This is a genomic window from Achromobacter sp. ACRQX, assembly GCF_022346505.1.
GTDB classification, from domain to species: Bacteria; Pseudomonadota; Gammaproteobacteria; order Burkholderiales; family Burkholderiaceae_B; genus Achromobacter; species Achromobacter animicus.
The window spans coordinates 97,117-112,976 of the sequence record NZ_JAKRML010000018.1; the positions used below are offsets into that span (position 1 = coordinate 97,117).

Annotated in this window: 15 protein-coding genes; 3 read left to right on the top strand and 12 right to left on the bottom strand. The window is 66.7% G+C overall.

Features of this window, described 5'->3' with window-relative positions; genetic code table 11:
- Positions 1 to 2: 2 nt before the first annotated feature.
- The 5 genes from MHZ91_RS17205 to hisD form a co-directional block, all read right to left on the bottom strand.
- On the bottom strand, positions 3 to 791 hold the full coding sequence (locus MHZ91_RS17205; protein ID WP_239214781.1) for an HpcH/HpaI aldolase/citrate lyase family protein: 789 nt from the start codon (positions 789 to 791) through the stop codon (positions 3 to 5).
- A gap of 25 nt (positions 792 to 816) precedes the next feature.
- A complete protein-coding gene (locus tag MHZ91_RS17210) occupies positions 817 to 1,803 on the bottom strand; it encodes a tripartite tricarboxylate transporter substrate binding protein (RefSeq protein ID WP_239214783.1) in 987 nt (328 codons plus the stop codon).
- An 81-nt stretch (positions 1,804 to 1,884) separates the two neighbouring features.
- Entirely contained in the window at positions 1,885 to 2,898 is a 1,014-nt protein-coding gene (locus MHZ91_RS17215; protein ID WP_239214786.1) for a LacI family DNA-binding transcriptional regulator, read from the bottom strand.
- Positions 2,895 to 3,662 (bottom strand): SDR family NAD(P)-dependent oxidoreductase, encoded by a 768-nt coding sequence (locus MHZ91_RS17220; protein WP_239214789.1) that lies wholly within the window; start codon positions 3,660 to 3,662, stop codon positions 2,895 to 2,897. Before MHZ91_RS17220 ends, MHZ91_RS17215 begins: the two co-directional genes overlap by 4 nt.
- On the bottom strand, positions 3,659 to 4,978 hold the full coding sequence (hisD, locus tag MHZ91_RS17225) for a histidinol dehydrogenase (RefSeq protein WP_239214792.1): 1,320 nt from the start codon (positions 4,976 to 4,978) through the stop codon (positions 3,659 to 3,661). The genes MHZ91_RS17220 and hisD overlap by 4 nt, the downstream gene beginning before the upstream one ends.
- Before the next feature lie 282 nt (positions 4,979 to 5,260).
- On the opposite strand from hisD, the gene MHZ91_RS17230 reads away from it, so the two are divergent.
- Complete coding sequence (locus MHZ91_RS17230; protein ID WP_239214795.1) at positions 5,261 to 6,442, top strand: MFS transporter; 1,182 nt, start codon at positions 5,261 to 5,263, stop codon at positions 6,440 to 6,442.
- An 82-nt stretch (positions 6,443 to 6,524) separates the two neighbouring features.
- Here the strand turns inward: MHZ91_RS17230 and MHZ91_RS17235 are convergent, their stop codons facing one another.
- Positions 6,525 to 8,159, bottom strand: coding sequence for a thiamine pyrophosphate-binding protein (locus MHZ91_RS17235; RefSeq protein WP_239214798.1), 1,635 nt, complete (start codon positions 8,157 to 8,159; stop codon positions 6,525 to 6,527).
- Between the two features lie 29 nt (positions 8,160 to 8,188).
- Positions 8,189 to 9,082, bottom strand: a complete 894-nt coding sequence (locus MHZ91_RS17240) for a LysR family transcriptional regulator (protein WP_239214801.1) — start codon at positions 9,080 to 9,082, stop codon at positions 8,189 to 8,191.
- Between the two features lie 82 nt (positions 9,083 to 9,164).
- Here MHZ91_RS17240 and MHZ91_RS17245 point away from each other — a divergent pair, with 82 nt between their 5' ends.
- Complete coding sequence (locus MHZ91_RS17245) at positions 9,165 to 10,307, top strand: mandelate racemase/muconate lactonizing enzyme family protein (protein WP_239214804.1); 1,143 nt, start codon at positions 9,165 to 9,167, stop codon at positions 10,305 to 10,307.
- Between the two features lie 45 nt (positions 10,308 to 10,352).
- Positions 10,353 to 11,363 (top strand): tripartite tricarboxylate transporter substrate binding protein, encoded by a 1,011-nt coding sequence (locus tag MHZ91_RS17250; protein WP_239214807.1) that lies wholly within the window; start codon positions 10,353 to 10,355, stop codon positions 11,361 to 11,363.
- Positions 11,364 to 11,499: 136 nt separating this feature from the next.
- Here MHZ91_RS17250 and MHZ91_RS17255 read toward each other — a convergent pair whose 3' ends face one another.
- The 5 genes from MHZ91_RS17255 to MHZ91_RS17275 are packed head-to-tail and all read right to left on the bottom strand — an operon-like array spanning position 11,500 to position 15,752.
- Positions 11,500 to 12,159, bottom strand: coding sequence for a tetratricopeptide repeat protein (locus MHZ91_RS17255; RefSeq protein WP_370647831.1), 660 nt, complete (start codon positions 12,157 to 12,159; stop codon positions 11,500 to 11,502).
- Entirely contained in the window at positions 12,156 to 12,971 is an 816-nt protein-coding gene (locus tag MHZ91_RS17260) for an SDR family oxidoreductase (protein ID WP_175184567.1), read from the bottom strand. The genes MHZ91_RS17255 and MHZ91_RS17260 overlap by 4 nt, the downstream gene beginning before the upstream one ends.
- Positions 12,968 to 13,639 carry a TenA family transcriptional regulator gene (locus tag MHZ91_RS17265; protein WP_239214810.1) on the bottom strand — a complete coding sequence of 224 codons (672 nt, stop codon included), beginning with the start codon at positions 13,637 to 13,639 and terminating at the stop codon, positions 12,968 to 12,970. Before MHZ91_RS17265 ends, MHZ91_RS17260 begins: the two co-directional genes overlap by 4 nt.
- Positions 13,636 to 15,129, bottom strand: a complete 1,494-nt coding sequence (locus MHZ91_RS17270; protein ID WP_239214813.1) for an AMP-binding protein — start codon at positions 15,127 to 15,129, stop codon at positions 13,636 to 13,638. The genes MHZ91_RS17265 and MHZ91_RS17270 overlap by 4 nt, the downstream gene beginning before the upstream one ends.
- Positions 15,126 to 15,752, bottom strand: coding sequence for a thermostable hemolysin (locus MHZ91_RS17275; RefSeq protein WP_191577855.1), 627 nt, complete (start codon positions 15,750 to 15,752; stop codon positions 15,126 to 15,128). The genes MHZ91_RS17270 and MHZ91_RS17275 overlap by 4 nt, the downstream gene beginning before the upstream one ends.
- Positions 15,753 to 15,860: the final 108 nt, after the last annotated feature.

The following is a 15,860-nucleotide window of genomic DNA, read 5'->3' on the forward strand; positions in this document are numbered from 1 at the left end:
CGTCAATAGGCGGGCGGCTTGGCCTCGCGTCCGGCCGAGGCCGCCTGCGCCAGCGCGCGGGTGATGATGCTGGTCGACACGTTGGCAAAATAGCGCGCGCCCATGGCCCCGTACTTCTCCTCGTCCTGCGGCGTCAGCGCGATGATGCCGGAACACTTGCCTGCCCCGGCGATCGCGCGCAGCCCGGCCGCGATGGCGCGTTGCACGGGTTCGGCATTCCAGTCGCTGCCGTGACCCATCGCATGCGCCAGATCATTGGGTCCGATGAACACCGCATCCACGCCGTCCACCGCCGCAATTTCGCCCGCCGCCGCAATGGCCTCGGGCGTTTCGATCATGGCGATGAAGCCGATGCCCTCATTACTGCGCTGCGTGTGCCCGGCGCCGCCAAACGCCCCATAACCGGCCGCGCGCGTGCTGAAGGCGCTGCCGCGGCGGCCCACTGGCGGATAGTGGATCATGCCGGCGAGGCGCCGTGCCTGCTCGGCGCTTTCCACCATGGGCACCTGCACGGCACTTGCGCCCATGTCCAGGATGCGCGGCAAGTCCTGCTCGAAGCAGCGCACGATCGGCACGATGCCCGTCGCCCGTGCGGCGCGCAGCATGTGCTCGGTCATGCCGAGATCGGCACTGCCGTGCTCGTTGTCGAGGATGATGAAATCAAAGCCGGCGTACGCGCACATCTCGACGATGGCCGGGCTGGGCAATCCGTTGAACAGGCCGCGCAGCGGCTTGCCACTGCGCAGCATGTCCGGCAGGCGGCCGTCCAGCGGGAAGCGGGGATCGGTCATGCAAGTCTCCTGTGTCGGGGCGGGGTCAGTCGGCCTGGATGCCGGCGTCCTTGATCACCTTGCCCCATTTTTCGATTTCGCTGCGTTGGAACTGCGAGAACTCCGCCGAGCCGCGGCCGTCGGGCGCCACGCCCAGCGTCAGCAGCTTGGCGCGCACGTCGGGGGTGTTGACGATGGCCGCAATCTCGCGTCCCAGGCGCTCCACCACCGGCGCGGGCGTGCCCGCCGGCGCAAAGATACCTTGCCACGATTGCATCGCAAAGCCCGGCAAGCCCAGTTCGGCCAGCGGCTTGACGCCCGGCAGATCCGCCAGCGGCGCGGCCGATGTAACGCCCAGCACTTTCACCCGCTTGGCATCGATCATCGGACGCGCGGCCGCGACCGTTTCAAACACCATGTCGATCTGTCCGCCGATCAGGTCCACCATCGACTGCGATCCTCCCTTGTAGACGATCTGGCGCAGGCGCGTATCCGAAATCGATTGAAAGAGCTGCCCCGACAGATGCTGCGACGTGCCCGCGCCGGCCGTGCCGTACGTCAGCCCATCCGGATCGGCCCGCGCGGCGTCGATCACCTGTTGCACCGTGTTGAACGGGCTGTCTGCCCGCACCACCAATGCGTTGCTGACCATGCCCACCAGGCTGACGGGCGTGAAGTCCTTGACCGGGTCATAGCCCAGCGACTTGATGAAGAACGGATTGACGGCATGCGTGGTGATGGTGCCGCCCACGATGGTGTAGCCGTCGGGCTCGGCGCGGGCCGCCTGTTGTGTGCCCACAATGCCGGATACGCCCGGCTTGTTCTCGACGATGACTGACTGCCCGAGACGAGCGCTCAACTGCTCGGCCATCAGGCGCGCGACGCCGTCGGACACGCCGCCCGGCGAGAACGGCACGATGTACCGGATGTTCTTGGTCGGCCAGGCGGGCGCGCCGCCTTGGGCGTGGGCCAAGCCGGCGGTCAACCCGATGGCCGCGACGGCGGTCAGGGTGCGTACAAAAATGCTGCGCATGCGTTTGTCTCCTGGAGTCGATGAGCGCGGTCTGTGCGCGCTTTCATTGGGTAGTGCCGGAAAAAGGGGAATAGCGAATCTTCAGGACCCCGCCCGGACCGTCGCGCGTTCAACCAGGCAGCAGGGAATAACGATGTCGCGCGGCCGCAGCTCGGCCTGCATCTGTTCGCGCAGCAGGGTGACGGTGGCGTCCACCATGGGTTCGACCTGCTGACGCACGGTGGTCAGGCGATACGCGCCCCAGGCCGCCTGCGGCACGTCGTCAAAGCCCACGACGGCCACGTCCTGCGGCACGCGCAGGCCCAGTTCCTGACGCAGCACGTCAAGCGCCGCAATCGCCATGTGATCGTTGCCGGCAAACAGCGCGTCCGGCGGGTCGGCGGCAAACATTCGGCGAACCGCCGCCTGCGCCAGATCGAAGTCGTAGTGGCCCACTTCGCGGCAGGCGACGTCGTGGCCCAACTCGGTCAACGCATCCCGATAGCCCCGTTCGCGTTCGATGCTGGTCGACGAATCCTCCAGCCCCGCCAGAAATCCAAAGCGCCGGTAGCCGCGGTCCACCAGCAGTCGCGCCACCAGTTGGCCGCCCGCATAGTTGTCGGACGTGACCGAGCTGCTGGCGTGACGTGCCAGGCCGCCCAGGATGGACACCCGATTGAACTGCACCACCGGCACGCCGACTTCTGCGCAACTGCGCGCCACGTTGGACGACAGCATGGCGGAGGCCATGACGATGCCGTCGACCTGGTATTGCAGGATCTCGGCCAGCACGCCGTCGGCCGCCTCGTCCACCTCGGCGATGAACATCAGCACGTGATAGCCCTCTTTCTGCAGCTTTTGCGACAGCCGCTCGATCACCAGCGGATAAAACTGGTTTTCCAGATAGCTCATCACCAATGCGACGATGCGGCTGCGGCGGGTGATCAGGCTGCGCGCCAGCGCATTGGGCCGATAGCCCAGCTTCTGCGCGGCCGCCAGCACCTTGCGCCGCGTCTCTTCGGACACGCTGGCGCCGGGCGTGAACGTGCGGCTGACGGCGGACTGCGACACCTGCGCCAGATCCGCCACGTCCTGCGCGCGGGGCGCGGTCCTCATGCCGCGGTCCATCCCGCATCCAGCATCAGCGCGCTGCCCGTCATCAGACTGGACGCATCACTGGCCAGGAACACAATGGCGCCCATCACTTCGTCCAGACGGCCGACGCGGCCCAACGCGTTGCGCGCGCAGACCCAGTCCCGGAAGCCGGGCTGCTCCAGCATGCCCGCCGTCATGGGCGTTTCGATGAAGGTCGGGCACACGGTGTTCACGCGAATGTTGGCCGCGCCCAACTCCCACGCCAAGGCACGCGTCATGCCTTCCAGCGCGTGCTTGCTGGCGCAATACAGCGTGCGGCGTGGACTGCCCACGTGCCCCATCTGCGACGACACATTCACGATGGACCCTGCACGGCCTTCCTGCAGCAGGCGGCGCGCCACGGCCCGGCTGGTGTAGAAAGCTGCCTTCACGTTCAGGTCCAGCACAGCGTCGATGTCCTCGTCGGACTGCTCGACCAGCGGCTTGGGACGATTCATGCCCGCGTTGTTGACCAGGATGTCGAAGGGCTCGGCGCGCGCGACCGCCTGGTCGACGGCTGCGGAATCCGTGACGTCCAGCACCAACGGCGCACAGCCGATGCCTTCCGCGCGCAGGGCTTCGCATACTTGCGCCAGTTCCGGCTCGCGCCGGGCCGCCACCGTCACATGCGCGCCCGCGCGGCCCAGCGCGGTGGCCGCCGCCAGTCCGATGCCGCCGCTGCCGCCCGTCACCAGGGCGCGGCGTCCGTCCAGGCGGAAGTCCGGTCCTTTGGGCAGCGCAATCATGCCTGGGCCTCCACCGGCCGATACCACGGCAGGTCGGGGCGATTGCCATAGCGGCGCACGCGGATGTTGGCCTGCTCGCCGTGGCCCGCAAAATTCTCCATGTGGCACAGGCGCGAGCAATACTCGCCCATCGCCGCGCTGGCCTCGTCCGTCAGCACGCGCTGATAGGTGCAGGTCTTGAGGAACTTGCCCACCCACAGGCCGCCGGTGTAGCGCGCGTTGCGGTTTGTCGGCAGCGTGTGGTTGGTGCCGATCACCTTGTCGCCAAAGCTGACGTTGGTGCGCGGGCCCAGGAACAGCGCGCCGTAGTTCGTCATGCGGTTCAGGAAGTAATCGGGATCGCGCGTCATGACCTGCACGTGCTCGAACGCCAGGTCATCGGCCACCTGCAGCATTTCCTCGTCGCTGTCGCAGACGATGACCTCGCCGCAATCGGCCCACGCCTTAGCCGCGATGCCCGCCGTCGGCAGGATCGACAGCTGGCGCTCGACTTCGGCCAGCGTGGCGCGCGCCAGTTGTTCGCTGGTGGTCAGCAGCACCGCAGGAGACGTGGGGCCGTGTTCCGCCTGGCCCAGCAGATCGACCGCGCACAGCTCGCCATCCACGCTGTCGTCGGCGATCACCAGCGTCTCGGTCGGTCCCGCAAACAGGTCGATGCCGACCCGGCCGTACAACTGCCGCTTGGCCTCCGCCACGAACATGTTGCCCGGGCCGACCAGCATGTCCACGGGCGCCACGCTGGGCGTGCCCACCGCCATCGCCACCACGGCCTGCACGCCGCCCAGCACCAGGATCTCGTCCGCGCCCGCCATGTCCATGGCGGTCACGATCGCCGGATGCGGCTTGCCCTGATACGGCGGCGCCGTGGACACGATGCGCTTGACGCCCGCCACCTTGGCGGTGAGGACGCTCATGTGCGCCGAGGCCAGCAGCGGATACTTGCCGCCCGGGATGTAGCAGCCCACCGCGTTCATCGGCACGTGCTTGTGGCCCAGGACCACGCCGGGATACGTTTCGACTTCGACGTCACGCATCGAGTCGCGCTGGATCTGCGCAAAGTTGCGGACCTGGCTCTGCGCAAATGCGATGTCCTCGATCTCGCGTGCCGACAACTGCTTGCGCGCCGCCTCGATGTCGGCACGCGACAGGCGGAAGTCCGCCGGGTCCCAGTTGTCGAACTTGCGGCTGTAATCGCGCACGGCGTCGTCGCCACGGGTTTCGATGTCGCGGATGATGTCTTCGACGGTGGCGCGCACCTTGGCGTCGTCGTCGGTCTTGACGGCGGCGGTCCGGCCGCGCTTCAGATAACGGATCATGGTCTCGGGTCCTGCAAACGTTGAAAGTTCATCGATGCAGGGCACTTTCGAAGTCTTGCATACGTATGCAAATAGGGAGAAACCCGGAGATCGCGCGTACGCCGACCCTCCCTTCCACTCGCGCCGGATCGCGGCACAATCGCGAATGCGCTGTCAGCCTGCTGACAGCCGGGCGCCGAGCGCTTTCGCTACACTCACGGGATTCCGCATCGATGACCGCCGGGCCGGCCCACGCGCAAACGCGAGGCGGACGGCAAGCGGCCGTGCTCACGCCCTCCCCTCATGTCGCATCCCGAATCGTTCAATCTGAAGCAGATCGCCGTGCCGGCGTTCGGCCCGTCGCTGCTTTACGGCATCAGCAACGGCGCCATTCTTCCCGTGATCGCGCTCACCGCGCGGGAACAAGGCGCGTCGTTTGCGGCCGCCGGTCTCATCGCCGCGCTCATCGGCGTCGGCTCGCTGCTCTCCAACATTCCGTCCGCGCTGATCACTGAACGCTTCGGCGAAAAGCGCGCGATGGCCGGCGCCGCGCTGTTGAGCGTGGCTGGTCTGCTGCTGGTGATCGGCGTGCCGCATCTCTGGGTGCTGGCGCTGGCCATGCTGATGCAGGGCTGCGCGCAATCGGTGTTCCAGCTGGCGCGCCAAAGCTACATGATCGAGGTCGTGCCGTTGGCGTACCGTGCGCGCGCCCTGTCCACGCTGGGCGGCACAACCCGCATCGGCACCTTCATCGGCCCCTTCGCGGGCGCGGCGCTGATTCACTTCATGGGGCTGGACGGCGCGTACTGGATCGCCGTCTGCGCCATGCTCGGCGCGGGCTTCATCGCCATCAAGGCGCCCGACATCGAACCCTCGCACGCCAAGGCCGCCGGCGCGCCGCGCGCACGCATCGGCGAAGTCGCGCGCGACCATCGCGGCGTGTACGCCACGCTGGGCGTCGGCGTGATGCTGATCAGCGCGCTGCGCGCGTCGCGCCAGGTGGTGATACCGCTGTGGGCAGACCATCTTGGGCTGGACGCCACCACCACGTCGCTTGTCTACGGCCTGGTCGCGGCCGTCGACATGTCGGTGTTCTATCCCGCCGGCAAGGTCATGGACCAGCGCGGCCGCTTGTGGGTGGCGCTGCCGTGCACGCTGCTGATGGGCTTGAGCTTGATGGCGATCCCGCTGACAGGCGGCGTGACGAGCTTCATCCTGGTGTCGCTGCTGCTGGGCTTTGGCAACGGCATCGGGTCGGGCATTGTGATGACGCTGGGCGCGGACGCCGCGCCGCCCGGCGCGCGCACGCAGTTTCTGGGCATCTGGCGTTTCATGGCCGATCTGGGTGCAAGCGGCGGACCGGTGGCGTTGTCGGCGCTGACGGCGTTGTTGTCGCTGGGCGGCGCGTCGTTTGGCGTGGGAACGTTGGGGTTGGTGGCGGCGGGGGTGTTCTGGCGGTGGCTGCCGCGGCGGGCGTCGGCATAGCGCCCGCCTTCGCTGGCAAGATGTGCTGATCCGCCAGCCACCCAGAGCGCGCGATTTTCGCGGACACTGACCAGCTCCCCGCTCAATGTCCGCTTGTCGACGCCATCAATCCAGCGTTGAAAACCGGCGCGGCCTCGCCAGCCAGCGATACATTGATGCAAGCTGGCAGACCGCTGTCGGCGGCTCCTTTCAGCGCGTTGGCCAGACCGTCCACGTCGTGGGCCGCAAACCCCGCGCCGCCCAGCGCAAACGCGACGTCGTGATACCGCGCCGTCGGTGAAAGCTCGCAGCCGATCAGCCGCTGCGGACCATAGGTGCGCATCTGGATCAGATCTTCGGCGTTCCAACGCAGGTCGTTGCCGATCACTGCAATGACCGCCGCGCCTTCGCGCACCGCCGTATCCAGCTCCATCAAGTGAAAGCCGGCGGTGCCGTCGCCCATCATGACGACCACCGTGGCTTCGGGCCGTGCGATCTTCGCGGCGATCGCGTAGCAGACGCCTGCCCCGATCGCGCCGGACATGCCGTTGATGATGCGTACCGGCGCCTGGCAGAATGCCTGCGCCCACTGGCCGAACTCGCCGCCGTCGCAGATCAGGATCGGATCAGGCGCGGACGCCAGGAATGCCTGCACGGTCTCGCACAGCGCGCGCGGGCCCAGCGCTCCCTCGACAGGCGCGGACGGCGCCTTGATCGTCCGGCTGCGCAGCGCGTCATCCACCTGTTTTTGCCACGCCAGACGTTCGGCCGACGCTTGCGCCGCCCGTATCGCGGCTAGCGCCGCAACCGGGTCAGCTTGGAACGCCAGCACCAGACGCTCGCCAAGAAGACGGCTCGCGCGTTCCAGCATCGCGGGATCCGGGTCGATCACCGCGACGCGTGCGTTGTCGCCAAGCGCGCCCGTGCCGCCGAAACCCAGCGTGAAGTCCAGGCACTTCCCCGCCAGCACGATCAGATCCGCGCTTGGCATGATGCCGGCCAACGCGCCCAGCGAAGGATCTTTCAGCCCACGCGGGCTTTCCATCGGAATGATGCGCAGGCCAAGCGTGGCTTGCGCAGCCGCGCGGGCGGAACGACCGTGCGATCGCGCGCTCGTCGGTCCCGCCAATACCAGCGGGCGGCGGGCGGCATTTAGCAGTTCAGCCAGCTGATCCACATACGCCGCATCCAGCGCGACAGCCGGCTGATCTGCCGGCGCCTGCGGCAGATCAGCGATGCCCGATTCGGCCGTCAGCAGATCAAACGGAAGCGCCACGTGGACGGGACCTCGACGCGGTGCAAGCGCCTGCGTGATGGCATCTTCAAGCGCGGGGCACAGTTCTGCCGCGGACTGCGGACGCACCGACAACTTGGTCAACGGCCGCGTGATGGCGACCTGGTCCAGCTCCTGGAACGCACCTGAGCCGTCCTCCGACACCGACGAATCGCCCGAGATAAGCAGAACCGGGCTCTCCGCCTGCGAGGCCGAGTACAGCGGCGCGAGGCCATTGGTCAGGCCCGGCGCCGCCGTGACCATCGCCACGCCGAGCTCGCCGGTGACCTGCGACCACGCATCGGCCATGAAAACGGCGGCCGCTTCGTGCCGCACGTGAACGATGCGAATGCCGGCGTCGATGCACGCGTCGTAGAGCGGCATGATCTGATTGCCGGACAGGCTGAAGATGGTGGTGACGCCCCGCCGGCGCAGCGAGCGAATGATCAATTCAGAACCCAGCACGTACGTCTCCTTGAGATTGCGTTTAGGACTTATGCCACCAGCGCTTGCGACAGCGCCTGCTTCACGAAGCGCGCGCCGCCGCTCATGCCTCTTCCCTGCGGCCATACCAGGCTGAGCGAAAGCGTTCTTCCTGCATTCAGGGGAACCGGGACCAAACCCAGGCGACGGGCATATTCCCCCGTCACGCTCTCAAGCACCGCCGGACCGCACCCTGCATCCGTCAGCGCGCACGCCGCGGAGAACTGCATCACTTCAATCGCGGGGCGGCAGGACAGCCCAGCCTCCTCCAGCACCTGCGCCGTCAGCGCGCCGACCGGAAGGTGGCGGCTGTGACCGATGAACCGCTCCGACGCCAGCATATCCACGGTGACCTCCGGCAGCGACGCCCACGCGTGGTCCGGACGCACGACGCAAACCAGGCCCAGGTCCGCGATCTTTTCAAAGTTGGCGTGCTGATGCGCCCCCGCCCCGAGGATGACGCCCAAGTCGATGCGTTGCGCGATGGCCATCTCGACGACTTCAGCAGCCGTTCCCACGCGCAGCACCACCGACAGTAGCGGATCCGCGTCCTGCAGCTGTTTGAGCACCGCAGGCAGCACGCTCGCGCCCGTGGCGGACACCGTGCCGATGATCAGTTGTTCGCGCCGGCGGTTCCCCAGGCTTTGCGCAAGCTTGTCGACGGCATCCAGCGCCGCCAGCGCATGCGTGATCTCCGGCAGCAAGGCTTGCCCCGCCGCCGTCAGCTCCAGCCGTCGGTGGCGCCGCGAAAACAACGTCGCACCCAACCGGACTTCCAGCTCTTTGAGCATGGCGCTGGCGCCCGGCTGCGTGAGGCTGCACGCCTCCGCGGCCTGGGTCACCGAACCCGTGCGGCAGATCGCGGCCACCAGCTCCATCTCGCGCGGACGTATAAGGGATTTCATATGAAACAGCATTGGCTATGTATTTGACCGTATGCTACTCGAGCTCCAAACTGGACCGATCCCATTCAGCTCGGCATCCATTTTGAAAGTCACTCAGATCAACGGCTACCACCTGGCTTATACACCCCGGGTGCCGCTCGGCAACGCGCGCACGTTCATGCGCAAACGCGAGTTTCTGGCACTGGAAATCCGCACCGACAACGGGCTTCGGGGATGGGGGGAAGTCTTCTCCTCGCCGTGGGCCGCGGCGGCCTTGATCCAGCAGCAGCTTGGCCCGCTGGTGTGCGGCCGGTCTGCGCTCGATCACGGCGCGATCTACGCCGACCTGGTGCCGCGCATCGGCTATGACAAGCGCGGGCCGGCCATGATGGCGATCTCCGCGTTGGACATGGCATTGCATGACATCGCGGCCCGCGCACACGGCGTGGGTATCGCGCAGATGCTGGGCGGCGCGGTGCGGCGTGAACTGCCGTGCTACGCCAGCGGCCCCTTCATTGCCGAGGGCGATGACCCCTATGGCAACTATCCCCGTGAGATCGAATCGCTGCTCAGCCAGGGATTCAAGGCGGTCAAGCCGCGCGCGGGTGTCTCTCCGCAGGCGGATGCCGTCATGGCGCATCAGGTGCGCGCGCTGATCGGCCCCGACGCTGACTTCATGCTCGACATGAACCAGGGCTACGGCACGGCGGCGGCGCGTCTGGCCGCTGCGCTGATTGAACCGGCGCGCCCGCTGTGGATCGAAGAGCCCGTCGCGCCGGAGAACCTGGAGGGCTACGCCGCCACCGCCCAGGCAACCGCCTGCGCCATCGCCGGCGGAGAAGCCATTGGCAGCCTGGCCGGCTTCGACGCCTTCCTGCGCGCCGGCGCCGTCGGCGTACTGCAACCGGACCTAGGCGTATGCGGCGGCTTCACGGGCTATCGCAAGGTCGCGGCCCTGGCGGAAAGCCGGGACATCGCCGTCATGCCGCATGCCTTCGGCACCGCTATCAACTTTCTGGCCTCGCTGCAGATCGCGGCGACACAGATGCCGTCGCGCGGCGGCGCGTGGGCCAGCTATCCGTTCGTGGAATACGACGTGACCGGCAATCCGCTCATCGCGCTGGCCGGCCCGGCGATTCAGTCCAACGGATGTGCGGCGCTACCCGACGGTCCTGGCCTCGGCATGGACTTCACGCCAGACCAGTTCGAACCTTGGACGGTGCGGCACTGGCGCATCGAACCCTGACGCGCCGCCTGCACGCCCTCGATCAAAACCAGAACAGGAGACAACATGCACAACCTCAATGGCAACCGCGCACGGCTGTCGCGCCGCCGCTTTTCCGCAATGCTTGCGGCACTGGCCCTGCCAGCCGCGCTCGCGTCGCCCGTACAAGCTGCTGACGCCTGGCCCAGCCAGCCGATCACGCTGATCGTGCCATTTCCACCAGGCGGCACCACCGACGTCACGGGGCGGATCCTGGCTCGCGCGCTGTCCACGCAGCTCGGCCAATCGGTCATCGTGGAAAACCGCGCGGGCGCCAGCGGCAATATCGGTTCGGCATTCGTCGCACGCGCCAAGCCGGACGGCTATACCTTATTGATGTCCGGCGTGGGTACCCACGCGGCCAACGCTGCCCTGTACGCGTCCATGCCGTACGACCCGCTCAAGGACTTCACTCACCTCAGCAGCGTCACCTCCAGTCCGAACGTCATTGCCGTGAACCCCCAGTTTCCGGCCAAGACGCTCGCGGAACTGGTTAGCCTGCTTCGCCAATCGCCGGACAAATACAACTACGCCAGCCCGGGCGCCGGATCTTCCGGCAACCTCGCCTTCGAACTTCTGAAACAACGGGCCGACCTGAAGGTGCAGCACATCCCCTACAAGGGCGCCTCGCAGGCGGTGACCGACGTCATCGGTGGGCAGGTTCCCATCCTGGTCATGGTCGCTGACACCCTGGAGCCGCATGTCCGCGCAGGCAAGCTGCGCGTGCTGGCCTCGACCGGCGCCTCAAGAAGCCTGCTCTTTCCGGATCTGCCGACGGTCGCCGAATCCGGCTTTCCGGATTTCGATGCCGTGTCGTGGACGGGGCTGTCCGCGCCTGCCGGCCTGCCGGATGCCATACGCGACCGGCTGGCACAGGCCACCCGGGCCGCATTGACCGACCCGGAAGTGGTAAAGCCGCTGAAGGCCACCGGCAACGCCGTCACCTTGCGCAGCCCGCAGGATTTCACCGCGTTCATTACCGGCGAAATCCAGAAATGGGCAACGGTCGCCAAAGCCGCGGGGTTGAAGATGGACTGATGCGATCCGCGGGAAGTCCTGCCGGGCGCCGGCTGTCGTCTGAGCGCACCGGCGTCAGGCTCGACCTCCGCAAGTTCAAACGCAAAGATGCAGTAGCAGATCGAAATCGTCGTCACGGTGCCGTATCAGTACCGACTCAGCGGGCCGCCTTCAGCAGCGTGCGCACTTCCTCCCGCCGGCCCTCGTCAGCCACTTCGCGACCGGGCCGGGGCGGCGCTTTCAACGCCTTTTCCAGGTAAGGAACCGCCTCCGACTTGCGGTTCCGGTACACCAGGTAATCGCCATAGAAGTAGTTCGGGTCTATGCCGTCCGGGTTGATGACCAACGCCTGCTGCAACAACGCCTCTGCACGCTTGTTGTCGCCAAAGCCCACCGGCCAGCCGGGCACCTTGTAATACAGCACGCCCAGGCTGTTCAGCGCAGACCCGTCCAATGCCTTGCTGTCGATCTGAATCGCGGTTTCATACTCGGCCTTGGCCTGTTTCGCCAGGCTGAGGGCGCCCATGCCGCCTTTGGCGCCGGCCCACGAGCTCAGGATGATGCCCTCCCAGATATGCGGTTCGGCCTTGTTGACGTAACGCTGCGTCAGGTCGTGGGCCTGCTTGGACAATGCCTCGAAGCGCTTGGCGCGATCATCGGGCGGGGTCTTGTATTGAATGTCCGCCCAGCCGCTTTGCAGCTCGCGGATGCCCTGGTCCATTTCGGCAGGAGCCGCCACGGCAAAGGTGGAAAACAGACACGCCATGCCCGCCAGCACGCCGGCGGCCGCATTGCGCAAGCCAGAATTCAAGTTCATGACTGGGCTCCAGTAGGAAATTTCAACGACATCAATGCGCGACGATGCTTTGCAAACGCGCCATCGAACCATTCAGGACAAAGACCATTCAACCGCGCCGCGACAGATTCAATTCCGCCCGCAAAGCCTTGGCGCGATTCGCGTTGCAGCATGCGCGATACGGCTTGCGCGATCTCTTCCGGGCTATCACTGGCCGAATCGGTCTCCTTGTTGAACGCCAGGACTTCGGGCGAGTTGAACGGCGTGTCGATCGCCCGCGGCGCGTAGTACTGCACCCGGACGGACGAGTCGGCCAGTTCACGGCGCAAGGCTTCGGAGTACATCCGAAGCGCGGCCTTGCTTGCCGCATAGGCCGAAAACCCCGGCACGCCCAGACTGCCCAGCGTGGACCCGATGTTCAGCACCTGTGCGCGCGGCTGCGCCAGCAACAGCGGCAGCATGCCGGCGGTCAGCATCATGGGCGCGACGACATTCGTGTCCATGAGCTGGCGCAGCGCTTCGGTCTGCAGGGACTGCGCCGGCCCGAACGCGGCCAGCGCCGCATTGTTGATGAGCACATTGGCATTGCGAGCGCCGGCGGCATCGATGACCGCGTTGCGGCCGGCGTCGGTGGTCACATCCACCACCAGCGCGTCCACGCGTGCCCGATCGCGCGCGCCGGCGCTCAGCGACTGCGCCAGCGCGAGCAACGGCGCTTCGCTGCGCCCGACCAACAGCAGGCTCGCGCCTTCGTCGAAGAGCCTGCGCGCCATCGCGCTTCCCAGACCGCCGGCGGCGCCCGTCAATACGACGGAGGCGTCGCGCGGGCTCATGCGACCTCTCCTTGCGATGACGAGCGCGGCAGGGAGCGGAAGATCGCCCCATAAAGTCCATAGAACATGTTGGCGGCGTGGACCACGGCGGCCCGGTCGGCGCCATCGTCCAGGCGGTTCACCAGATCGGCGAAGTGCGCGGTGTGCTCCTGGTCCAGCGTGCCGTGGGACCGCAGATAGCTGAAGGCGCTTGGCGGCAGCGCCAGCGCGCGCTGGATCTGGTCGGCGGCGTTCAAGGCCAGCGTGACGCTGGTGCCCTCCAGCACGTGCACCATGCCGAAGAATCCCACCGGATTCTTGCGCGCGATGGTGTCGTAGGCGTAGGCCACCATGACTTCGGTGGCCGGCCCGGGTCCGGCGCGGCGAACCTCGTCCGCATCGTGTCCCAGCGCACGCAGGTCATTGAGGATCCAGGCATCGTGGCCGGTCTCTTCCTCGATGTATTCATCCAGCGCGGGCTGCATCCACGCCAGGCGGGCGGGCATGCGTGCACGGCACGCGTGCATAAGCGGCACGGTGTGGCTCACGTGGTGATAGGCCTCGCGCAGAAACGCCGCATAGGCGGGACGCGCGACCTGGCCGCGCAGGCAATCCTGGATGATGGGCGTGGCCACCAGGGCCTCGCGGGCCTCGCGCGTCTGATCAAGCAACTGTTCGAAAAAGGTCATGATGGGTCTACATCAACGGTTGAGCGGTAACCCGCGGAAAAGAGATCGGCATGCAGTTCGGCGACGGCCTGCCGGCGCGGACGCCCATTCACCGTCGCCAGGCCGCTGGTGGCAGAGAACTCGGCCCGCGCGCGCATCCAGGACCCGATGCGGGCATAGTCCGGTAGCCCCTGGTTGACCTCGTCGACACACGCCTGAATGGCGCTGTCGCTGGGATTGCCTAGGGGCCAGATCACGGCGCCCAGCGACGCCTGGCCTTCGCCCAGCACGACGCAATGGGCGATGACGCGCTGATTCGCCAGGCGCAGCTCGACCCATTCGGGCGATACGTTGCGTCCGTATCCGGTGATCAGCACATTCTTCTTTCGACCCCGGATATGCAGAAATCCGGCGTCGTCGATGCGGCCCAGGTCGCCTGTCGGCAGCCATGCCGAGGGCATCGCGGGCTGCCCCAGGTATCCGAGCGCAAGCGCGCCGGCCACTTCGATTTCACCATCGGCGGCCACGCGCACACGCGCATGCGGCAAGGGGCGGCCCGCCGATCCGGGACAATCCGCGCCGGGCAGATTCAGGGTCTGTACCGAGCAGGCCTCCGAAAGACCGTAGCCTTCATAGGCGGGAATTCCCATCGTACGAGCGCTTTCCAGCAGATCCCTTCCGACTGCCGCGCCGCCCACCGCGACTAATCGCAGCGTCTCGGGGCCGAGGATTTCTGCCAACCCTAGCCAGCCCGCGTAAGCGCGCAGCATCTGCGGCAACACGATGACGCTTTGTGCGCGGCCCGCCACGAGGCCTTGATGAAACACGGCGGGGTCGAAGCGCGACGATCCCTGAAGCCCGACGTCCTTCAGCGGGTTGACGCAGATCGCCGCGCCCTGGATCAGTGGCGCGTAGACGCCGGCGATGTTCTCCAGCAAAACCGGCAAAGGCAATGCGGTGAAATGGCAGCGAATGCCAAGCGGCTGCGTGGCGGCCGCCAGACCGGTCGCCACCGCAAGCATCTCGGCCGCGCCCAGGCATACGCCTTTCGGACTGCCGGTCGAGCCGGAAGTAAACGTGATCTTGGCCGTGCCGGCGGGCAACGGCACCTTGGCGAAGGCGCGCCGGAACAGCGCCGTGTGGCCCTGCCAATGTGCGGCGATGTCAAGACCGAAAGCTTGCAACATGGGCTGCAATGACGCAGGTCCGACGACGGCGTTCACCCCTGCGGCGTCCAGGGTCTCGCGCCACTGGCCCGGCGTGAAGAACAGCGGCAGGGGCACGTGCACCACGCCCGCTTGAAGACAGGCCAGATCCAGCACGATCCACTCAAGGCCGTTGTCCATCAGCGAGGCCACCACCGTCGCTCCCCGCACCGCGAGGCTTTCGGCAAGCTTGTCCACACGGGCGGTGAGCGCGGCGTAATCCGGCCCCTCGGCCGGCGTCTGGACCGCCAATGCACGAGCACGCGCGGGGTCTTTCAACAGTGCAAAGAAATCGGACACGTTCATACGTCCATCTCCGGGAGCCGGCCAAGGATGGCATTGAGCCGCCCCGCGAACACCGTCGGCGCATGCGCGTAGTAATTGCCCCAGTCCTTGCGCTCGGCTTCGTTCAGGTGGTCCGAGGTGGCGGCCGAGATCGGCTGATGCGCCAGCCCCATCCGCCGGAACAGATGGTGCAATTCGATGGTGAGCGTGCTGACCGCCCAATCAAAGCCCTCGGCGTGCAGATGCCTTGCCAGGAGCGGCACCAGCAATCTGCCGCCGCCGGGACGCACGGCGGCGAACTGCCCGGCTTCAACGATGAGACTGCGCGCAACAGGCGCGCCTTGATCGCGCAGGTATTGCTCGATCGGCGCGGACAGATAGCGCTCCAGAAAAAGCGGATCGCTCGCGCTGCGATAGCCCGCCGCCGCCAGGATCTCGCCGTCGCGCTGCACGCTGACCAGCGTGGGCAGCCACTCGGTCAGCCGGGCGCCAAAGCGCTGTTGATAACGTTGGTGAATGTAGGTCTCGATCCGCGCGCGCATCGGATCCTCGAGGGGGTGGACGTGCAGCGTTGCGGGCATGGCCCGGGGCTGCGCGGCCATCGCCGTCCAGGCGGACGGGGCGAAACATTTGTTGTGGGGCATGCGGTATTCCATGCTTAGGAACTGATTTTCCCGATACGATGGAGCGCAGCTTAGGCATGGAACCTTAATGAGAAATTAACCGCCGCGCGGTGCTAATCTCAGCCCTGC

Bases quoted from the DNA above. Each gene is read 5' to 3' on its own strand.
- MHZ91_RS17210 (WP_239214783.1), bottom strand. From the start codon at position 1,803: ATGCGCAGCATTTTTGTACGCACCCTGACCGCCGTCGCGGCCATCGGG.
- MHZ91_RS17220 (WP_239214789.1), bottom strand. From the start codon at position 3,662: ATGATTGCGCTGCCCAAAGGACCGGACTTCCGCCTGGACGGACGCCGC.
- MHZ91_RS17260 (WP_175184567.1), bottom strand. From the start codon at position 12,971: ATGAGCCCGCGCGACGCCTCCGTCGTATTGACGGGCGCCGCCGGCGGT.
- MHZ91_RS17230 (WP_239214795.1), top strand. From the start codon at position 5,261: ATGTCGCATCCCGAATCGTTCAATCTGAAGCAGATCGCCGTGCCGGCG.
- MHZ91_RS17215 (WP_239214786.1), bottom strand. From the start codon at position 2,898: ATGAGGACCGCGCCCCGCGCGCAGGACGTGGCGGATCTGGCGCAGGTG.
- MHZ91_RS17250 (WP_239214807.1), top strand. From the start codon at position 10,353: ATGCACAACCTCAATGGCAACCGCGCACGGCTGTCGCGCCGCCGCTTT.
- MHZ91_RS17205 (WP_239214781.1), bottom strand. From the start codon at position 791: ATGACCGATCCCCGCTTCCCGCTGGACGGCCGCCTGCCGGACATGCTG.
- MHZ91_RS17240 (WP_239214801.1), bottom strand. From the start codon at position 9,082: ATGAAATCCCTTATACGTCCGCGCGAGATGGAGCTGGTGGCCGCGATC.
- MHZ91_RS17270 (WP_239214813.1), bottom strand. From the start codon at position 15,129: ATGAACGTGTCCGATTTCTTTGCACTGTTGAAAGACCCCGCGCGTGCT.
- hisD (WP_239214792.1), bottom strand. From the start codon at position 4,978: ATGATCCGTTATCTGAAGCGCGGCCGGACCGCCGCCGTCAAGACCGAC.
- MHZ91_RS17275 (WP_191577855.1), bottom strand. From the start codon at position 15,752: ATGCCCCACAACAAATGTTTCGCCCCGTCCGCCTGGACGGCGATGGCC.
- MHZ91_RS17255 (WP_370647831.1), bottom strand. From the start codon at position 12,159: ATGAACTTGAATTCTGGCTTGCGCAATGCGGCCGCCGGCGTGCTGGCG.
- MHZ91_RS17265 (WP_239214810.1), bottom strand. From the start codon at position 13,639: ATGACCTTTTTCGAACAGTTGCTTGATCAGACGCGCGAGGCCCGCGAG.